The organism is Rhizobium sp. Rhizsp42 (assembly GCF_047304155.1).
Classification (GTDB): domain Bacteria; phylum Pseudomonadota; class Alphaproteobacteria; order Rhizobiales; family Rhizobiaceae; genus Rhizobium.
This window is the reverse complement of record NZ_JBGLYS010000013.1, coordinates 14,726-29,626: the sequence shown is the minus strand read 5'-3', so window position 1 is coordinate 29,626 and position 14,901 is coordinate 14,726. Positions and strand designations below refer to the sequence as shown.

Genomic DNA, 14,901 nt, shown 5'->3' with positions numbered 1-14,901 from the left:
GGCAAGCGTCCGCGGGCTCAGGTGGCGGGTGCCAGCCGGTTGACCACGCCGAGATCGTCGTTCTCGCGCACCTGCTTCAGATGCTCCTCGGCCTGCGTTGCCTCGCGCTGGCGGCTCCACATGGAGGCGTAGAGGCCGTTCTTCAGCAATAGCTCCGCATGGGTGCCACGCTCGGCGATCTCGCCGGCCTTGAGCACGATGATCTCGTCGGCGCCGATCACGGTTGAAAGACGGTGAGCGATGACAAGCGTCGTGCGGTTCTTCGAGACGACGTCGAGCGCGGTCTGGATCTCGCGTTCCGTGGTCGTGTCGAGCGCCGATGTCGCCTCGTCGAGAATGAGGATCGGCGGGGCCTTCAGGATAGTGCGGGCAATTGCCACGCGCTGCTTCTCGCCGCCCGAGAGCTTCAGCCCGCGCTCGCCGACCATGGTGTTGAACCCTTCCGGCAGAAGGTCGATGAAGTGGGCGATCTGCGCGATCTCGGCCGCCGTCTTGACCTCAGCTTCGGTGGCCGAAGGCCGGCCGTAGCGGATGTTGTAGGCAACCGTGTCGTTGAAGAGCACGGTATCCTGCGGCACCATGCCGATCGCGGTGCGCAGGCTCTTCTGCGTGACCCCACGCACATCCTGACCATCCACGGTGATCGAGCCGCTCTGGATGTCATAGAAGCGATAGAGCAGCCGCGACATGGTCGACTTGCCGGCCCCCGACGGCCCGACGATCGCCACGGTCTTGCCGGCCGGCACGTCGAACGAAATCCCCTTCAGGATCGGGCGGGCCGGGTCGTAGGCGAAATGCACGTCCTTGAACGAGATGGCGCCCTGCTCGATGTTCAGCGGCTTGGCATCGGGTGCATCCTTCACCTCGGCCTGTACCTCAAGCAGGTCGAACATCTGCTCGATATCGGTCAGGCCCTGTCGGATTTCGCGGTAGACGAAACCGATGAAGTTGAGCGGCACCGAAAGCTGCAGCAGCATGGCGTTGACGAAGACGAAGTCGCCAACCGTCTGCTCGCCGCGCTGCACGGCCAGGGCTGAGAGGATGAGCATCACGGTCGTGCCGAGGCCGAAGATCACGCCCTGGCCGAAGTTCAGCCAGCCGAGCGACGTCCAGACGCTGGTCGCCGCCTTCTCGTAGCGCGCCATCGAGGCATCGAAGCGCTTGGCTTCCATGTCCTCGTTGCCGAAATATTTGACCGTCTCGAAGTTCAGGAGCGAATCGATCGCCTTGGTATTGGCGTCCGTATCGCTGTCGTTCATCGTCTTGCGGATGGAGATGCGCCAGTCGCTGGCCCGGATGGTGAACCAGATATAGGCCCAGACGGTGAAGGCCGTGACCGCCAGATAGGAGAACCCGTAGCCCCACCAGAAGATGATCGCGGTGAGCAGGAACTCGATCAGCGTCGGCACCGAGTTCAGGATCGTGAAGCGAACGATCGTCTCGATGCCCTTCGTGCCGCGCTCGATGATCCGCGACAGGCCGCCCGTCTTGCGCTCCAGGTGAAAGCGCAGCGACAGTTCATGCATGTGCACGAAGGTCTTGTAGGCAAGCTGGCGCACTGCGTACTGGCCGACGCTGGCAAACAGCGCGTCGCGCAGCTGGTTCAGGCCGAGCTGGATCAGCCGGGTGAGGTTATAGGCGATGACGAGCGCGATGGCGCCGACGAGGAGATCCGGCGCTTTGCCTGCAAGGTCGGACTTGCCGTTCAGCGCATCCGTCGACCACTTGAAGAAGTAAGGCACGAGCAGCAGCACGAACTTCGATATGAGCAGGTAGACCGATGCCCAGACGACCCGCATCTTCAGATCGCCGCGCCCCGTCGGCCACATGTAGGGCCAGAGGTTGAAGAGGGTCCGCAACAGATTGGAGTCTGAAACTGTCTTGCCGTTTGCCATGCATGTCTCCGGCCTGCGTCAGGCTCTGGAAGTGTCGCGTTGTCGGCAAAGAGGGGAAGGGCGCAGCGTAAGGGCCGCCGCCTGACATGATCGCCGTCAACGCCAAATAGGGTTGCGGGCGGAGCAATACAACATAAGAAGATCAAAGGAAAAGAGAGGCCGGCAGTCATATCGACGCCGGCCCCCGGTAATCTTCAGTAATCCTGTCTGTCCTAGAGATGCTCGCCTGAAAGGCGCTTGCGGTGCATCTCTTCGGCGTTCGGCAGGGCGTCCTTCGGAAGACCGAAGACCTGGCCCGGCAGGATGCGGTCCGGATTGACGATCTTGTCCTCGTTGGCGACGTAGATCGTCGTGTAGCGCACGCCCGCGCCATAGATGCGGCGCGAGATCTGCCACAGCGTATCGCCACGGCGGATGATCACGGTTTCCTTGCTCTCCTGCAGCGGCGCCTGCTCGATGGTCGCGGGACCGGCGTCGCCGCTCGCAACTTCGTTTGCAGGGGCAGCCGGTGCCGCGGGTGCAGCCGGCGGTGCTGTCAGATCGGCCACCATCTGGCCGAGCTTGGCGAGTGCGGCGCCGACCGAGCTGGCATCGCGCGGCAGCGATTGCAGCAGCTTAAGTGCGTCGCTTGCTTTCATCGAAGCGGTGGTAACACGCTCCTTGAAGTCGGCGGTCGCATCGGCGGCGGCACGGAAATCGACGATCGACTTCAGCGCGAACTCGTTGGCCGAGCGGGCGGCCGCGAGCTGCTCGTTGCCAGGCACCTTGCCGTCGCTGAACAGGCCGCTCAGCAGCGCGAACGCCTTGGCCGCATCGTTCTTCAGCTTGCCGAGCGCGCCTTCGTCGAGCGAGACCATCGGCGTCGTCGCGTTGCCCGTGGGCGTGCCGGACTGCGCTGCCACCGTGACCTGGTTGCCTTCGGGGCGGTTGAAGTTGACCGAAGCGCGAACCAGCACCTTGCCGGCCGCATCGACGACGTCGACGCGAATCTTGTGGTCGCCGACGGCAAGCGGCATCACGCCATCGATGACGAAGTGGCCATCCGCGCCGGCCTTGGCCTTGCCGATCAGCTTGTCGTCGGCATAGCCGAAGACGTTGGCCTGAGGCTTCGCGGTGCCGGCGACGAAGATCTTGTCGCCTTCGATTTCGACGGCATTGACCCGGACGTCAGCAGGGGCGGCTGCGACAGCCGGTGCGGTTGCCGTCTCCGATGTTGCGGGAGCCTGTGCCTGCGGCGCTGCCGATGCCTGGTCGGTCGGGGCGGCGTTGTTGGCTGCTGCCGGAGGCGTTACACCGGGAGCGGTGATGATGCGGCTGGCGGCGCCCGGCTTGGAGACCATGGCGAGCAGCTGCGATGCATTGCCGTCCTTGGGGATCGAGATCGTGGCGATCTCTTCCGAGGTCGTGACCTTGCCGTCCTTGGCAGTCGCGCGCAGCTGCAGCTGGTGGTCGCCGGCAGCAAGCGGATTGTCGAGAACCGCGACGAAATCGCCATTGTCGCCGACATCCGTACCCATCAGCACCTTGTCGCCATCGAGGATTTCAAGCTTGCTGTTCGGCTCGGCGGAACCGGCGATGACGGTGGAGCCGTCGGGCTCGACACGCAATACATCGAATGTCGGCAGCTTCGGGCCTTCGGCAACCGGTGCGGCGTTGTCCTGCGTCTGGGGTGCGGCTGGTTCCGGCGCGCCCGTAAGGGCCGCTTCGGCACGCGCAATCGCGGTTGCCGCGTCGGCGATGTTTTCGGGCAGCGCCTGGATGATGGAGAGCGCCTTGGCGGCGCCGGCCTTGGCCTTGTCGATCGCGGCCGTGGTGATCGGGTTGGTACCCTCGGGGGTCGCAAAGTCGGCAAGTGCCTGAAGCGCTCCGATCGTCTTCGTCTTGGCGCTTGCGAAAACGTCGTCCGTCGGGCCCTTGCCGTCGGCAAACAGCGCCTTAAGTTCGCCAAGTGCCTGTCCGGCTGCCGTCGTCAGGCCGCCTAGCTTCTGCGCGGTCGCGGCATCGTTGGGCGCCGACGGACGCGACGTCTTGGCGGATTCGGTTACGGTTTTCTTGACCTCGGAGCTTGCCTGATTGATTGCGTCACCAACCTTGCCGGCATCGCCACCGATACGCGGCATGACGACAAAGACCATCAACAGAATTGCGATTACAAGCACTGCAAGGGCCAGCAAGCCGGCACGGTTTTTCATCATCAGGTCTCCCCAAGCGGCAATCTTGCCAGACTTCCTGAAATTGCTAGCGATTCCCGTTGCTTTGCACAAGCAGTCAAAGTAGCCGGGCAAATGTAAGATGTATGTTTTCCGTCATTTTTCTTGACTGGACCCAGAGAGAATAGTTGTTTGCTCCCATGACAGATCAATCTCATTCCATTCGCTCCATCTGTGTCTATTGCGGTTCGCGCCCCGGTAGCGACCCGAGCCACATGGCCGCCGGCCGCGCGCTGGGCAAGGAGATCGCCGATTACGGCCTGCGCCTGATCTATGGCGGCGGCACCAAGGGGATCATGGGGGCGGTTGCGAGCGGGACGCTCTCGAACGGCGGTCAGGTGACCGGCATCATTCCCGAATTCCTGATCGACATGGAGGCGACCCGCCACTCCCTCGGCCAGCTCAACGAACTGATTGTAACGCCTGACATGCATGCGCGCAAACACACGATGTTCGAGCGCTCGGATGCCTTCGTGGCGCTTCCGGGTGGTATCGGCACGCTGGAGGAAATCATCGAGATCATGACCTGGGCGCAGCTCGGTCGTCACGAAAAGCCGATGATCTTCGCCAACATCAACGGCTTCTGGGATCCGATGATGGAGCTCCTGCGCCATATGACGGACGAGGGCTTCATCCACACCGCCCACCGAGTGCAGCCGCTGGTCATCGACTCTATCGAAGAGATCATCCCGGCGATCATGGCGCAGGCCGCCGAAGTCGCGAGCGACCGCGATGGCGAGGAAGCCGTTATCTCGAAATTGTAATAAGCGGGGGCTTATCGCCCCCGACTGCCTCTCAGCATCGACCACGTATAGAGGAAAAGCCCCGCCCAGATCAGCGGGAAGGCAATCATGCGCGCGGCGCCAAGCGGTTCCTTGAAGATGAAGACGGCGATCAGGAAGATCATCGTCGGCGCGATATACTGCATGATGCCTATCGTCGACAGCTTCAGGAGCTTGGCGCCGTTGGCGTAGATCATCAACGGTACCGCCGTCACCACGCCGCAGCCGAGCAGAAGCGCGGTATCCGCCCAGCCCGTGCGATAGAGATGGCCCGTGCCGCTGCCGAGCTCCAGGTAGAGAATGTAGAAGAAGGCCGGGACGCTGAGGATCAGAACCTCAAGGAAGAATCCCTGGTTCGGTCCGAGCGGCAGGGTCTTGCGAAACAGCGCGTAGAGGCCCCAGGAGATCGTCAGCGTCAGCGAAACCCACGGAACGCCGCCGCTATCGACTGCGAGCACCACGACGGCCAAGCCCGCCAGCACGATCGCGCCGATCTGCGCCGGACGCAGCTTTTCTTTCAGAACCACCGCACCGAGGAAGATGCTGAAGAGCGGATTGATGAAATAGCCAAGTGCGGCATCCAGCGAATGCCCGGCGCCGATCGCCCAGACATAGGTTCCCCAGTTAACCGTTATCAGCGATGCCGTGAGTGCGGCCATAGCGAGCATGCGCGGAGAGCGCAGCGCAGTGCGGATGTCCTGCGTGCGGCCGAGCACGATGAGCACGATGCCGGCCAGCGGCAGCGACCAGAGGATGCGATGCGCGATGACCTCAGCCGGCGAAATATGCGCGACCGCCTTCATGTAGATCGGCAGGAAGCCCCAGAGCAGATAGGCCGTAAGCGCGAAGGCGAATCCACGCGGACTGTCCTCGTTTTTCACGAGGGGAATGCTTGCATCGGCAGACATTGGGTGTTTCCATTGGTTCTTATGATTGGCACCCGATTAGCGCAAAGGCCGTGAATAGGCCAATTCATTTCATTGAAGCGATATTCGCTATTGCTGAATTATCAGGATCAGACCGTGGATGAAGCCGAGCTGAAAATCTGCCGCCGTGCTTACGCCCTGCAAATGCTGGCCAAAGCCGGTGTCGATCGGGATGATGCGCTGCTGAACGCGTTCTCAACAGTGCCGCGCGAGGATTTCCTGGGGGCGCCGCCGTGGAAGATGCGGGACTGGAAGCGCTACGTCGAGGTGCCATCAGGCGATCCGGTCGTTCTCTACCAGGACCTGCTCTTCGCGCTCCAAGCCGATCGCCAGGTCAACAATGGCAGCCCCAGCCTGCATGCGGGCGCCTTGCACCGGCTGGCGCTTCGCAAGGGCGAGACCGTCTGCCACATCGGCGCCGGCAGCGGCTATTACACCGCCATCATCGCCGAAATCGTCGGCGAGACCGGCCGTGTCGTGGCCGTCGAGTTCGATGCGGAGTTGGCGCAACAGGCCAGGCGCAATCTCGAGCGATACGCCAATGTCGAAGTGGTCCACGGAGACGGTCTCGAATGGCCCCGCGAGCCGGCGGCTGCCGTCTATGTGAACTTCGCGCTGCACCACCCGGCCGAACCCTGGATCGACAAGCTCGCGACCGGCGGACGCTTGCTGTTTCCGCTCGGCACGCCCGCCATGGGCGCCGAAGGCCGGCTGCTCGGCGTGACCGCACAAGCCGCCTTCTTCCTCATCGGTAGGGAGGGGGATGAGTTAGGCGCGCGTTTCCTGCAGCCGGTCAATTTCGTATGGGGCGAGGGGATCTCGGGCGATCTCTCCACCTACGCCGCGCTTGATCGCGCCTTCCATGCAGGCGGGCTCAACCGCATTCACGCGCTACGCTGGAATGCGGTCAAGACGGAACAGGAGTGGTACTCGCAGGAGCGCTGGGGGCTCGTCATGGCAGCGCTGCATTGAGCGTTGCTATTCGGCGGCGATCTTGCCCGCCAGCTGCCGGTTCTTCATCAGCTTGTAGATGACGGAATCCATCAGTGCCTGGAACGACGCGTCGATGATGTTTTCCGACACGCCGACCGTCCACCAGCGCACGCCGTCGCTGTCGGTGGATTCGATCAGGACGCGGGTGATGGCTTCCGTGCCGCCATTGAGGATACGCACCTTGAAGTCGGCCAGAACCAGATCGTCGATCTCGTGCTGGTACTTGCCGAAGTCCTTGCGCAGCGCGAGGTCGAGCGCGTTGACCGGACCATCGCCTTCGGCCACCGACATGATGGTCTGGCCATCGACGCTTAGCTTCACGACCGCCTCGGAAACGATCTTCACCTTCCCATGCGAATCGAAGCGCCGCTCGACCATCACCCTGAAGCCCTCGACCGAGAAGAACTCGGGGATCGTGCCGAGCGTGCGCCGTGCCAACAACTCGAAGCTGGCATCCGCACCCTCATAGGCATAGCCGGATGCTTCGCGCTCCTTGACCAGCGAGATCAGCCGGTCGAGCTTTGGATCGTCCTTGCCGACCTCAATGCCGCGCCGCTTAAGCGCGTTGATGAAGTTCGCCTTGCCGCCCTGGTCCGACACCATGACCTTGCGGAAGTTGCCGACGCTCTCCGGCGTCACATGCTCGTAGGTGCGCGGATCCTTCAGAAGCGCCGAGGCATGGATGCCGGCCTTGGTCGCGAAGGCGGATGCGCCGACATAAGGCATCTGGTGATCGGGCGAGCGGTTCAGGAGTTCGTCGAAAGCATGCGACAGCCGCGTCAGGTTGAGGAGACGCTCGGGGTCGATGGCTGTCGTGAAGCGCGAAGAGTAAGTCTCCTTCAGCGCCAGCGTCGGGATCAGCGTCACCAGATTGGCGTTGCCGCAGCGCTCGCCGATGCCATTGAGCGTGCCCTGGATCTGCCGCACGCCGGCCTCGACGGCGGCAAGCGAATTGGCGACCGCCTGGCCGGTATCATTGTGCGCATGGATGCCAAGACAGTGCCCGGGAACGCCCGACGCAATCACCGCCTCGACAATCTCGCGGACCTCCGGCGGCTGCGTGCCGCCATTTGTGTCGCAGAGCACGACCCACCGCGCCCCGCCATCATGGGCAGCCCTCGCGCAGGCGAGCGCATACTCAGGATTGGCCTTATAGCCGTCGAAGAAATGCTCGCAATCAACCATCGCCTCCTTGCCCGCCGCGACCACGGCCTTGACGCTCTCGGAGATGCTCTCAAGGTTCTCCTCGTTGGAACAGCCGAGCGCGACCTTGACGTGATAGTCCCAGCTCTTGGCGACCAGACAGACCGCGTCGCTCTTCGCCTGCAACAGGCTGGTCAGCCCCGGATCGTTGGAAGCCGAAACGCCGGCGCGCTTGGTCATCCCGAAGGCGACGAAGGAGGCGCTGCGGGTGCGCTTTTCGTTGAAGAAAGCCGTATCCGTCGGGTTCGCACCCGGGTAGCCGCCCTCGATATAATCCAGCCCGAACTCGTCGAGCATGGTGGCGATGGCGATCTTGTCCTCGACGGAAAAATCGATGCCCGGCGTCTGCTGTCCGTCGCGCAGCGTGGTGTCGAAGAGATAGATACGGTCTTTCATCGCGAAGCCTCCCAGGCCTTGAATGCTTTCATGTGGGGCACCCCCCTCTGTCCTGCCGGACATCTCCCCCACAAGGGGGGAGATCGATTTGTGGCGAGCGGGTGCGCCCAGCCAATCTCCCCACCTGTGGAGGAGATGCCCGGCAGGGCAGAGGGGGGCGTACACCCACCAGCGTCAGCTCATTTGCTCCGGAGAACTTACTTCCCCGCAAACATATCCGTCGCCCGGATCAGCCTGTCGAGAATCCCCGGCTCCGAATAGGCATGTCCCGCCCCCTCGATCAGGTGGAAATCCGCCTTCGGCCAGGCCTTGTGCAGCGCCCAGGCATATTTCGCCGGGCAGGGCATGTCGTAGCGGCCGTGGACGATGAGGCCGGGAATGTCCTTCAGCTTGTGGGCGTCGCGCAGAAGCTGACCATCCTCCATCCAGCCGGCATTGACGAAGAAGTGGTTTTCGATGCGCGCGAAGGCATAGGCGAACTCGGCCTCCTCGAACTTGTCGCTGGTCGAAGGCTCCGGCATCAGCGTGATCGTCTCGCCTTCCCAGATGCTCCAGGCCTTGGCGGCTTCCAGCCGCACCGCCTTGTCCTCATGCGTCAGACGGCGGTGATAGGCGTGCATCATCTCATGCCGCTCGTTCTCAGGGATCGGCGCGATGAAGCGCTCCCACTTGTCCGGAAACATCTCGGAGACGCCGAACTGATAGTACCAGTCGAGCTCGGCCTTCGTCAGCGTGTAGATCCCGCGCACGATCAGCTCCGATACGCGCTCGGGGTATTTCTCGGCATAGGCGAGCGCCAGTGTCGAGCCCCAGGAGCCGCCGAAGACCTGCCATTTTTCGGCGCCCGCCATCTCGCGCAGCCGCTCGATGTCTGAAACGAGGTGCCAGGTGGTGTTGGCGTTGAGATCGGCATGCGGCGTCGAGCGGCCGCAGCCGCGCTGGTCGAATAGCGTCACGTCGTAGAGCGCGGGATCGAACAGCCGGCGATGGCTCGGCGCGATGCCGCCGCCGGGGCCGCCGTGCAGGAAGACGGCCGGCTTTGCGCCCGGCGTGCCCGAGCGTTCCCAATAGATCACATGCCCGTCGCCGACATCGAGATGGCCCGATGCATAGGGTTCGATTTCGGGATAAAGCGTTCTCAGAACTTCGGTCATATTTTCACGCCTTGAGCTGGCCAGATATTGGTATCGTGATCGGGATGCTGGAAGGAGATGATCGCCTCCTGCCGCGCGTAGAAATCGGGGTCGGTATGAACCGGCTGGTCGAAGATCGTCTCGACCCAGGGGATGCGCGCCTCGTAGTTTACCTGGACCTGCGGTGCGAGATCGCTGCGATCGTCGAAGGTGCCGATCGCAAGCTCGAGCCCGCCGGGATGCCGGTAGATCATCGGCGTGCCGCAATCCTTGCAAAACCCGCGCTCGATATTGACGGATGACTGGAAATAGCTCGGCGCGCCCCGCGTCCACTCCATGCCTTCCTCCGGCGTCGTCACCAGCGCCGAGAAGAACCCGCCGAACTGCTTTTGGCACATGCGGCAATGGCAGATCGACGGTCGCCCGAGCTTGCCCGAGATACGAAAACGCACTGCGCCGCATTGGCATCCGCCGGTTCGGATGGGTTCGCTCATGATGATGCTCCAGAAGGCCATTCGGCCGTGTCGTGGTCGGGGTGTTGATGATTGCTCGCGGCAATCGCATTTTCGCGATCGGGCGTCTCTTCGTCTGGTTCGATGGGCAAATTGTCGAGTTCATGAAACCAGCGCATCTTCCGCCCGGTATTCGATTGCGCCACCGGCTTGACCGCTTGCGGATCGTCGAGCGTGCCGAGAACGAGATTGATGAAGTCTGCCTCGGGTATGTCGTAGAACAGCGGCGTCCCGCAGGCCGCGCAAAAGCCGCGACGGACGAGGTCGGAGGATTGAAACCACGCCGGCTCGCCACGCGTGAGCGTAAACTCGGATCGTCTCGCGGCCGCAAGTGGCATGAAGTAGTTGCCGGAAGCCTTCTGGCACATGCGGCAGTGGCACAGATGCGGATAGCCGAGTTCGCCCGCCGCGCGATAACGAACCGCGCCGCACTGGCATCCTCCACTCATCGCCGCTGTTGTCGTCACGAGCGCGTTCCCTCGGGCCACGTTGCAGTGTCGTGGTCAGGATGCTGGTAGGAAACGAGATCGAGCACGAAAGGTGCTGCCTCGGCATCGTCTTCGGTCACGCGCGCCGGCAGTTCGTGCAGGTGGTCGACGAAATCGATCTTGCGCTCGGTGCCGAACTGGATAACGGGCGGCAGCGCCGAGGGATCGTCGAAGGCACCGGCGGCAATCGCGATCCCATCCGGTGCCTCGTAGGTCAGCGGCGTACCGCAGTCGACGCAAAAGCCGCGCTCCACGACGTTCGACGATTGAAACCGCTTCCGCTCGCCCCGCGTCCATTCAAGTTCGGCGCCACGCACCGACACCAGCGGCGCATAATAGGCACCGAACGCCTTCTGGCACATGCGGCAATGACAGATCGAGGAGTCCTTGAGCGTTCCCTGGACCCGGAAACGGATCGCGCCGCACTGGCAGCCGCCGGTGTAGGTTGAGGTCATGAGCTGTGCCTTCCTATGATCGTGAGGATGTGCAGGCAGACATTGTCGATATCGCGCAGCACGTCGTCGTTCCAGAAGCGCAGGACGGTCCAGTGATCGGCCTCAAGGCGACGCGTCCTTCCTTCGTCATAGACAGCGTTCGATTCGCGCGCGTGCTGCGAGCCATCGATCTCGACGATAAGCCGATGCTGGGGGCAGGCGAAATCGACGATGAAGCCGGCGACGGGAACCTGTCTGCGAAAGCCGAGGCCCATCAGCCTGTGGGCCTGTAGTTCGTTCCAGAGTTTGATTTCGGCGTCTGTGAGCGCCTTGCGCATGCGCTTGGCGTTGGCGCGGCGCTGCGGGGGAACGGGGGCATGGGTCATGGCATGCTCCTTCGTTAGCGCAGCGGGCGTGTTACCCCCCTCTGTCCTGCCGGACATCTCCCCCACAAGGGGGGAGATCGGATAGTAGCGACGGCGCTGCCCAACGCAACGTTGCATGGATTCGAAACGCTGGTAAGGCAGCGATGCGGCCACACCCAGCCGATCTCCCCCCTTGTGGGGGAGATGCCCGGCAGGGCAGAGGGGGGTATCACAGGCCGCAGCACTCAACATGACTACCGCTTCACCTCCCACGTCGTCACCCGCTCGCCGGTTGCCGCATCCTTGCCGTCCTTGAGCTGCACGCCCTCGGCAAGCAGCGTGTCGCGGATTTTGTCTGCCTCGGCGAAGTTCTTGGCCTTAAGCAGTTCCAGTCGCGCCTTCACGCGCCGGTCGATCTCGATCGCCACCGCCTCGTCGATCTCCGCCATCTCAGGCAACAGGCCGAGCAGGGCGGCACTTGCGGCGTAGGTTGGCAGCAGCGATTTGTCGGCGTTGGCTTCCTGCGCCAGCGCATGCAGCGCCTGCACGGCAGCCACCGTGTTGAGATCGTCGCGGAGCGCGCCGAGGACCGCCTCAGACGGAGCGGCGTCGCCGGCGTCGGCCGCCGGCCACTTTGCCAGCAGGCGTTCGGCCTCTTCCAGCCGCTTGACCGAGAAATCGATTGGCTCGCGGTAATGCGTCATCAGCATAGCAAGCCGCAGCACGGCGCCCGGCCACTTGCGACCGCCGAATTTCTCCGTTGCCAGAAGCTCGTTGATGGTGATGAAGTTGCCTTCCGACTTAGACATCTTGCGGCCTTCGACCTGAACGAAGCCGTTGTGCATCCACACATTCGCCATCACCTCGGTGCCGTGCGCGCAGCGCGACTGGGCGATCTCGTTTTCGTGGTGCGGGAAGATCAGGTCGAGCCCGCCGCCATGGATATCGAAGACGTCGCCGAGATAGCGCTGGCTCATCGCCGAGCACTCGATATGCCAGCCCGGACGGCCACGGCCCCAGGGGCTTTCCCAGCCGGGTTCGCTATCGCTGGAGGCCTTCCAGAGAACGAAGTCGCCGGGGTTCTTCTTGTGCGCGTCGACGGCGATGCGGGCGCCTGCCTGCTGCTCGTCGAGCGGGCGTTTGGAAAGCTGTCCGTAGTCGGCCATCGACTTGGTGTCGAACAACACCTCGCCCTCGGCCTCATAGGCGTGGCCACGCGCAATCAGCCGCCCGATGATCTCGATCATCTGGGCGATATTGTCTGTCGCGCGCGGCTCCACCGATGGCTCGAGGCAGCCGAGTGCGGCCACGTCTTCATGAAACTGCCGCGCCGTCTTTTCGGTCACGGCATGGATCGCGTCGTTCAAAGAGAGGCTCGGGTGATCGCGCAGCGCCCGGGCGTTGATCTTGTCGTCGACGTCGGTGATGTTGCGCGCATAGGTGACGTGGTCGTCGCCATAGACGTGCTTCAAGAGCCGGAAGAGCACGTCGAAGACGATGACGGGGCGGGCGTTGCCGATATGGGCGAAGTCATAGACGGTCGGACCGCAGACATACATGCGCACATTGTCGGCGTCGATCGGCTGAAAGACCGTCCTTTCGCGCGTCAGCGTGTTGTACAGCTTGAGTTCCGGCGTCTTCGATCCCGACTGGCCGTCCATGTCTATTCTCCCAAAATGCCATAATCCGAAAAACAACGTATCGCCGCCGGCGGGCCGGGGCGTTTGTCATCTTGGCGTATTGGGAGACGAAAACGGCCAGGCCAGCGAGCGCGCTAGCGAATAATCTTCCGGCAGATGATGCAGGTAACCGTCTTCATGGCGGGTTTTATGGCCCGGCTTCGGGCGTTGGTCAAGGGGGGTGAGACGCGGTCGGGCGTAGCCCGAGCAATCAATCCAGCGAATCGATTGCAGCGTCGAACGCCCGGAGCGCAAGCGAAGGGCCGGGCGGTCCAGACATCTCTCAAGCCCGCCCTATATCAGACAACAACGCCGGGCAAAGCGGAGCCACCATTGAAGCGAATAAATCAGGCATTGCTTGCCGTCATCCTTCTGGCTGTCGCCTCAGCCGCCTATCTGGCATACGATCGCGCCATGGCCCCTTTCTCACCTCCCGCGCTCACCGATTATCCGATCCAGGGCATCGACATCAGCCATCATCAGGGCGCGATCGATTGGAATGCGCTGGCGACGCAGCCGAATGTCCGTTTCGCCATCATGAAGGCGACGGAAGGTGGGGATCACCGCGACACCAGCTTTGCCGAGAACTGGCAGGCGGCGAAGAATGCGGGCATCGTCAGGGGCGCCTACCACTTCTTCACCTTCTGCCGTCCCGGTCGAGAGCAGGCGCAGAACGTGCTGGCGACGGTTCCCTCGGAACCAGGAACGCTTCCGCTTGCCATCGACCTCGAATTTACCGGCAACTGCGGCAAGGTGCCGACCCGCGAGGAACTGAGCGCCGAGCTCAAGGCTTTCTTCGCAGAACTGAAGGGCGCCTATCCCGGCAAGCCGATCTTCTACCTCGATCAGCCCTTCTTCGATCAATATCTGAAGGGGCACGAGGAGATGTTTCCAGCGCACCATCTCTGGCTGCGAAGCATCGCCGAGGAGCGGTCGGTGGGCGATTGCTCAATATGGTCGATCTGGCAGTTCGCCGATACCGGCAGCGTTGCCGGCATCCAAGGCCCTGTCGATCTCAATGCGCTCTGCCCGACCGAACCCGACCTATCGGGCCCCTTCGAGGCAGCAGCGCAAACGTCGCGCTAGCCGAAGCGGCTTAGCCGGGCATCTGATAGCCGACGAGCTTGTTCTCGCGCACGATGAACAGCTTGCCTGTTTCGGTGTAGTCGGGAGCGAGAAGCGGCATCATCGCCTTGGCAACCTCGGAAGGGTGCGGCAGCGTTTCCGGATCTTCGCCCGGCACGGCCTGTGCGCGCATCGCCGTGCGCGTGGCGCCCGGATCGACGCTGGTGACGCGAAGAGGCGTGCTCTGCGTTTCGCCAGCCCAGGTGCGCGCCAGGGCCTCGACCGCAGCCTTGGAAGCCGAATAGGCGCCCCAGAACGGGCGGCAGCGATGGGCGGCGGCGGAAGAGAGGATAACGGCGCGTCCGGCTTCGGAGCGCGTCAGCAGCGGGTCGACCGAGCGGATCAGCCGCCATGTCGCCGTCACGTTGATGGTCATCACCTTCTCGAACACCTTCGCCTCGATATGGCCGATCGGCGAGATCACGCCCAGCACGCCGGCATTGGCGACGAGAATGTCGAGCTTGCCCCAGCGTTCGAAGATCGAGGCGCCGAGCGCGTCGATGGCGTTCATGTCGGCAAGGTCGAAGGGCACGAGCGTCGCCGAGCCGCCGATGGCCTTGATCGCGTCATCGAGATCCTCGAGGCCGCCGACGGTGCGGGCGCAGGCGACGACATGGGCGCCGGCCTTGGCCAATTCGAGTGCGGTGAAATAGCCGATCCCGCGCGATGCGCCGGTGACGAGTGCGACCTTGCCGGTGAGATTGACGCTCATTGTAGCCTTATCCGTATGCGCGGGGAGGCGAGGGGCGCGGAGGGCCCC

14 protein-coding genes are annotated in these 14,901 nt (G+C 63.1%); 3 read left to right on the top strand and 11 right to left on the bottom strand.

What is annotated here, in order from left to right; all coding sequences use genetic code 11:
• Positions 1–17: 17 nt before the first annotated feature.
• Together ACCD05_RS14445 and ACCD05_RS14440 are read right to left on the bottom strand one after the other, a co-directional pair.
• Positions 18–1,895, bottom strand: coding sequence for an ABCB family ABC transporter ATP-binding protein/permease (locus ACCD05_RS14445; RefSeq protein WP_413393509.1), 1,878 nt, complete (start codon positions 1,893–1,895; stop codon positions 18–20).
• 212 nt (positions 1,896–2,107) lie between these two features.
• A complete protein-coding gene (locus tag ACCD05_RS14440; protein WP_413393507.1) occupies positions 2,108–4,090 on the bottom strand; it encodes an Ig-like domain-containing protein in 1,983 nt (660 codons plus the stop codon).
• 155 nt (positions 4,091–4,245) lie between these two features.
• Between ACCD05_RS14440 and ACCD05_RS14435 the strand changes: the two genes are divergently transcribed.
• Complete coding sequence (locus ACCD05_RS14435; protein ID WP_026283057.1) at positions 4,246–4,869, top strand: TIGR00730 family Rossman fold protein; 624 nt, start codon at positions 4,246–4,248, stop codon at positions 4,867–4,869.
• Between the two features lie 11 nt (positions 4,870–4,880).
• Here the strand turns inward: ACCD05_RS14435 and rarD are convergent, their stop codons facing one another.
• Complete coding sequence (gene rarD, locus ACCD05_RS14430; RefSeq protein ID WP_413393505.1) at positions 4,881–5,795, bottom strand: EamA family transporter RarD; 915 nt, start codon at positions 5,793–5,795, stop codon at positions 4,881–4,883.
• A gap of 114 nt (positions 5,796–5,909) precedes the next feature.
• Here rarD and ACCD05_RS14425 point away from each other — a divergent pair, with 114 nt between their 5' ends.
• Complete coding sequence (locus ACCD05_RS14425) at positions 5,910–6,785, top strand: protein-L-isoaspartate O-methyltransferase family protein (RefSeq protein WP_413393503.1); 876 nt, start codon at positions 5,910–5,912, stop codon at positions 6,783–6,785.
• Between the two features lie 6 nt (positions 6,786–6,791).
• Here the strand turns inward: ACCD05_RS14425 and cimA are convergent, their stop codons facing one another.
• The 7 genes from cimA to cysS form a co-directional block, all read right to left on the bottom strand.
• Entirely contained in the window at positions 6,792–8,405 is a 1,614-nt protein-coding gene (gene cimA / locus ACCD05_RS14420) for a citramalate synthase (RefSeq protein WP_413393501.1), read from the bottom strand.
• Positions 8,406–8,602: 197 nt separating this feature from the next.
• Positions 8,603–9,559, bottom strand: a complete 957-nt coding sequence (gene pip, locus ACCD05_RS14415; RefSeq protein ID WP_413393499.1) for a prolyl aminopeptidase — start codon at positions 9,557–9,559, stop codon at positions 8,603–8,605.
• Positions 9,556–10,032 (bottom strand): GFA family protein, encoded by a 477-nt coding sequence (locus ACCD05_RS14410; RefSeq protein WP_018898779.1) that lies wholly within the window; start codon positions 10,030–10,032, stop codon positions 9,556–9,558. The genes pip and ACCD05_RS14410 overlap by 4 nt, the downstream gene beginning before the upstream one ends.
• Positions 10,029–10,499: a GFA family protein gene (locus ACCD05_RS14405; protein WP_413393653.1), complete on the bottom strand. Its 471-nt coding sequence runs from the start codon at positions 10,497–10,499 to the stop codon at positions 10,029–10,031. The genes ACCD05_RS14410 and ACCD05_RS14405 overlap by 4 nt, the downstream gene beginning before the upstream one ends.
• A 14-nt stretch (positions 10,500–10,513) precedes the next feature.
• Positions 10,514–10,993, bottom strand: coding sequence for a GFA family protein (locus tag ACCD05_RS14400; RefSeq protein ID WP_413393497.1), 480 nt, complete (start codon positions 10,991–10,993; stop codon positions 10,514–10,516).
• The gene (locus ACCD05_RS14395; protein WP_413393495.1) at positions 10,990–11,358 is read right to left on the bottom strand and encodes an endonuclease domain-containing protein; all 369 of its coding nucleotides are present in this window, start codon (positions 11,356–11,358) and stop codon (positions 10,990–10,992) included. The genes ACCD05_RS14400 and ACCD05_RS14395 overlap by 4 nt, the downstream gene beginning before the upstream one ends.
• A 233-nt stretch (positions 11,359–11,591) precedes the next feature.
• Complete coding sequence (gene cysS / locus ACCD05_RS14390; RefSeq protein ID WP_413393493.1) at positions 11,592–12,998, bottom strand: cysteine--tRNA ligase; 1,407 nt, start codon at positions 12,996–12,998, stop codon at positions 11,592–11,594.
• Positions 12,999–13,430: 432 nt separating this feature from the next.
• Here cysS and ACCD05_RS14385 point away from each other — a divergent pair, with 432 nt between their 5' ends.
• Entirely contained in the window at positions 13,431–14,102 is a 672-nt protein-coding gene (locus ACCD05_RS14385; protein ID WP_413393651.1) for a GH25 family lysozyme, read from the top strand.
• Between the two features lie 10 nt (positions 14,103–14,112).
• Here the strand turns inward: ACCD05_RS14385 and ACCD05_RS14380 are convergent, their stop codons facing one another.
• Complete coding sequence (locus ACCD05_RS14380) at positions 14,113–14,853, bottom strand: SDR family NAD(P)-dependent oxidoreductase (protein ID WP_413393491.1); 741 nt, start codon at positions 14,851–14,853, stop codon at positions 14,113–14,115.
• Positions 14,854–14,901: the final 48 nt, after the last annotated feature.

What these genes read in the sequence shown, in the direction of transcription:
- ACCD05_RS14445 (WP_413393509.1), bottom strand. Translation starts at nt 1,895, where the DNA reads ATGGCAAACGGCAAGACAGTTTCAGACTCCAATCTGTTGCGGACCCTC.
- ACCD05_RS14440 (WP_413393507.1), bottom strand. Translation starts at nt 4,090, where the DNA reads ATGATGAAAAACCGTGCCGGCTTGCTGGCCCTTGCAGTGCTTGTAATC.
- ACCD05_RS14435 (WP_026283057.1), top strand. Translation starts at nt 4,246, where the DNA reads ATGACAGATCAATCTCATTCCATTCGCTCCATCTGTGTCTATTGCGGT.
- rarD (WP_413393505.1), bottom strand. Translation starts at nt 5,795, where the DNA reads ATGTCTGCCGATGCAAGCATTCCCCTCGTGAAAAACGAGGACAGTCCG.
- cimA (WP_413393501.1), bottom strand. Translation starts at nt 8,405, where the DNA reads ATGAAAGACCGTATCTATCTCTTCGACACCACGCTGCGCGACGGACAG.
- pip (WP_413393499.1), bottom strand. Translation starts at nt 9,559, where the DNA reads ATGACCGAAGTTCTGAGAACGCTTTATCCCGAAATCGAACCCTATGCA.
- ACCD05_RS14410 (WP_018898779.1), bottom strand. Translation starts at nt 10,032, where the DNA reads ATGAGCGAACCCATCCGAACCGGCGGATGCCAATGCGGCGCAGTGCGT.
- ACCD05_RS14405 (WP_413393653.1), bottom strand. Translation starts at nt 10,499, where the DNA reads ATGAGTGGAGGATGCCAGTGCGGCGCGGTTCGTTATCGCGCGGCGGGC.
- ACCD05_RS14400 (WP_413393497.1), bottom strand. Translation starts at nt 10,993, where the DNA reads ATGACCTCAACCTACACCGGCGGCTGCCAGTGCGGCGCGATCCGTTTC.
- ACCD05_RS14395 (WP_413393495.1), bottom strand. Translation starts at nt 11,358, where the DNA reads ATGACCCATGCCCCCGTTCCCCCGCAGCGCCGCGCCAACGCCAAGCGC.
- cysS (WP_413393493.1), bottom strand. Translation starts at nt 12,998, where the DNA reads ATGGACGGCCAGTCGGGATCGAAGACGCCGGAACTCAAGCTGTACAAC.
- ACCD05_RS14385 (WP_413393651.1), top strand. Translation starts at nt 13,431, where the DNA reads ATGGCCCCTTTCTCACCTCCCGCGCTCACCGATTATCCGATCCAGGGC.
- ACCD05_RS14380 (WP_413393491.1), bottom strand. Translation starts at nt 14,853, where the DNA reads ATGAGCGTCAATCTCACCGGCAAGGTCGCACTCGTCACCGGCGCATCG.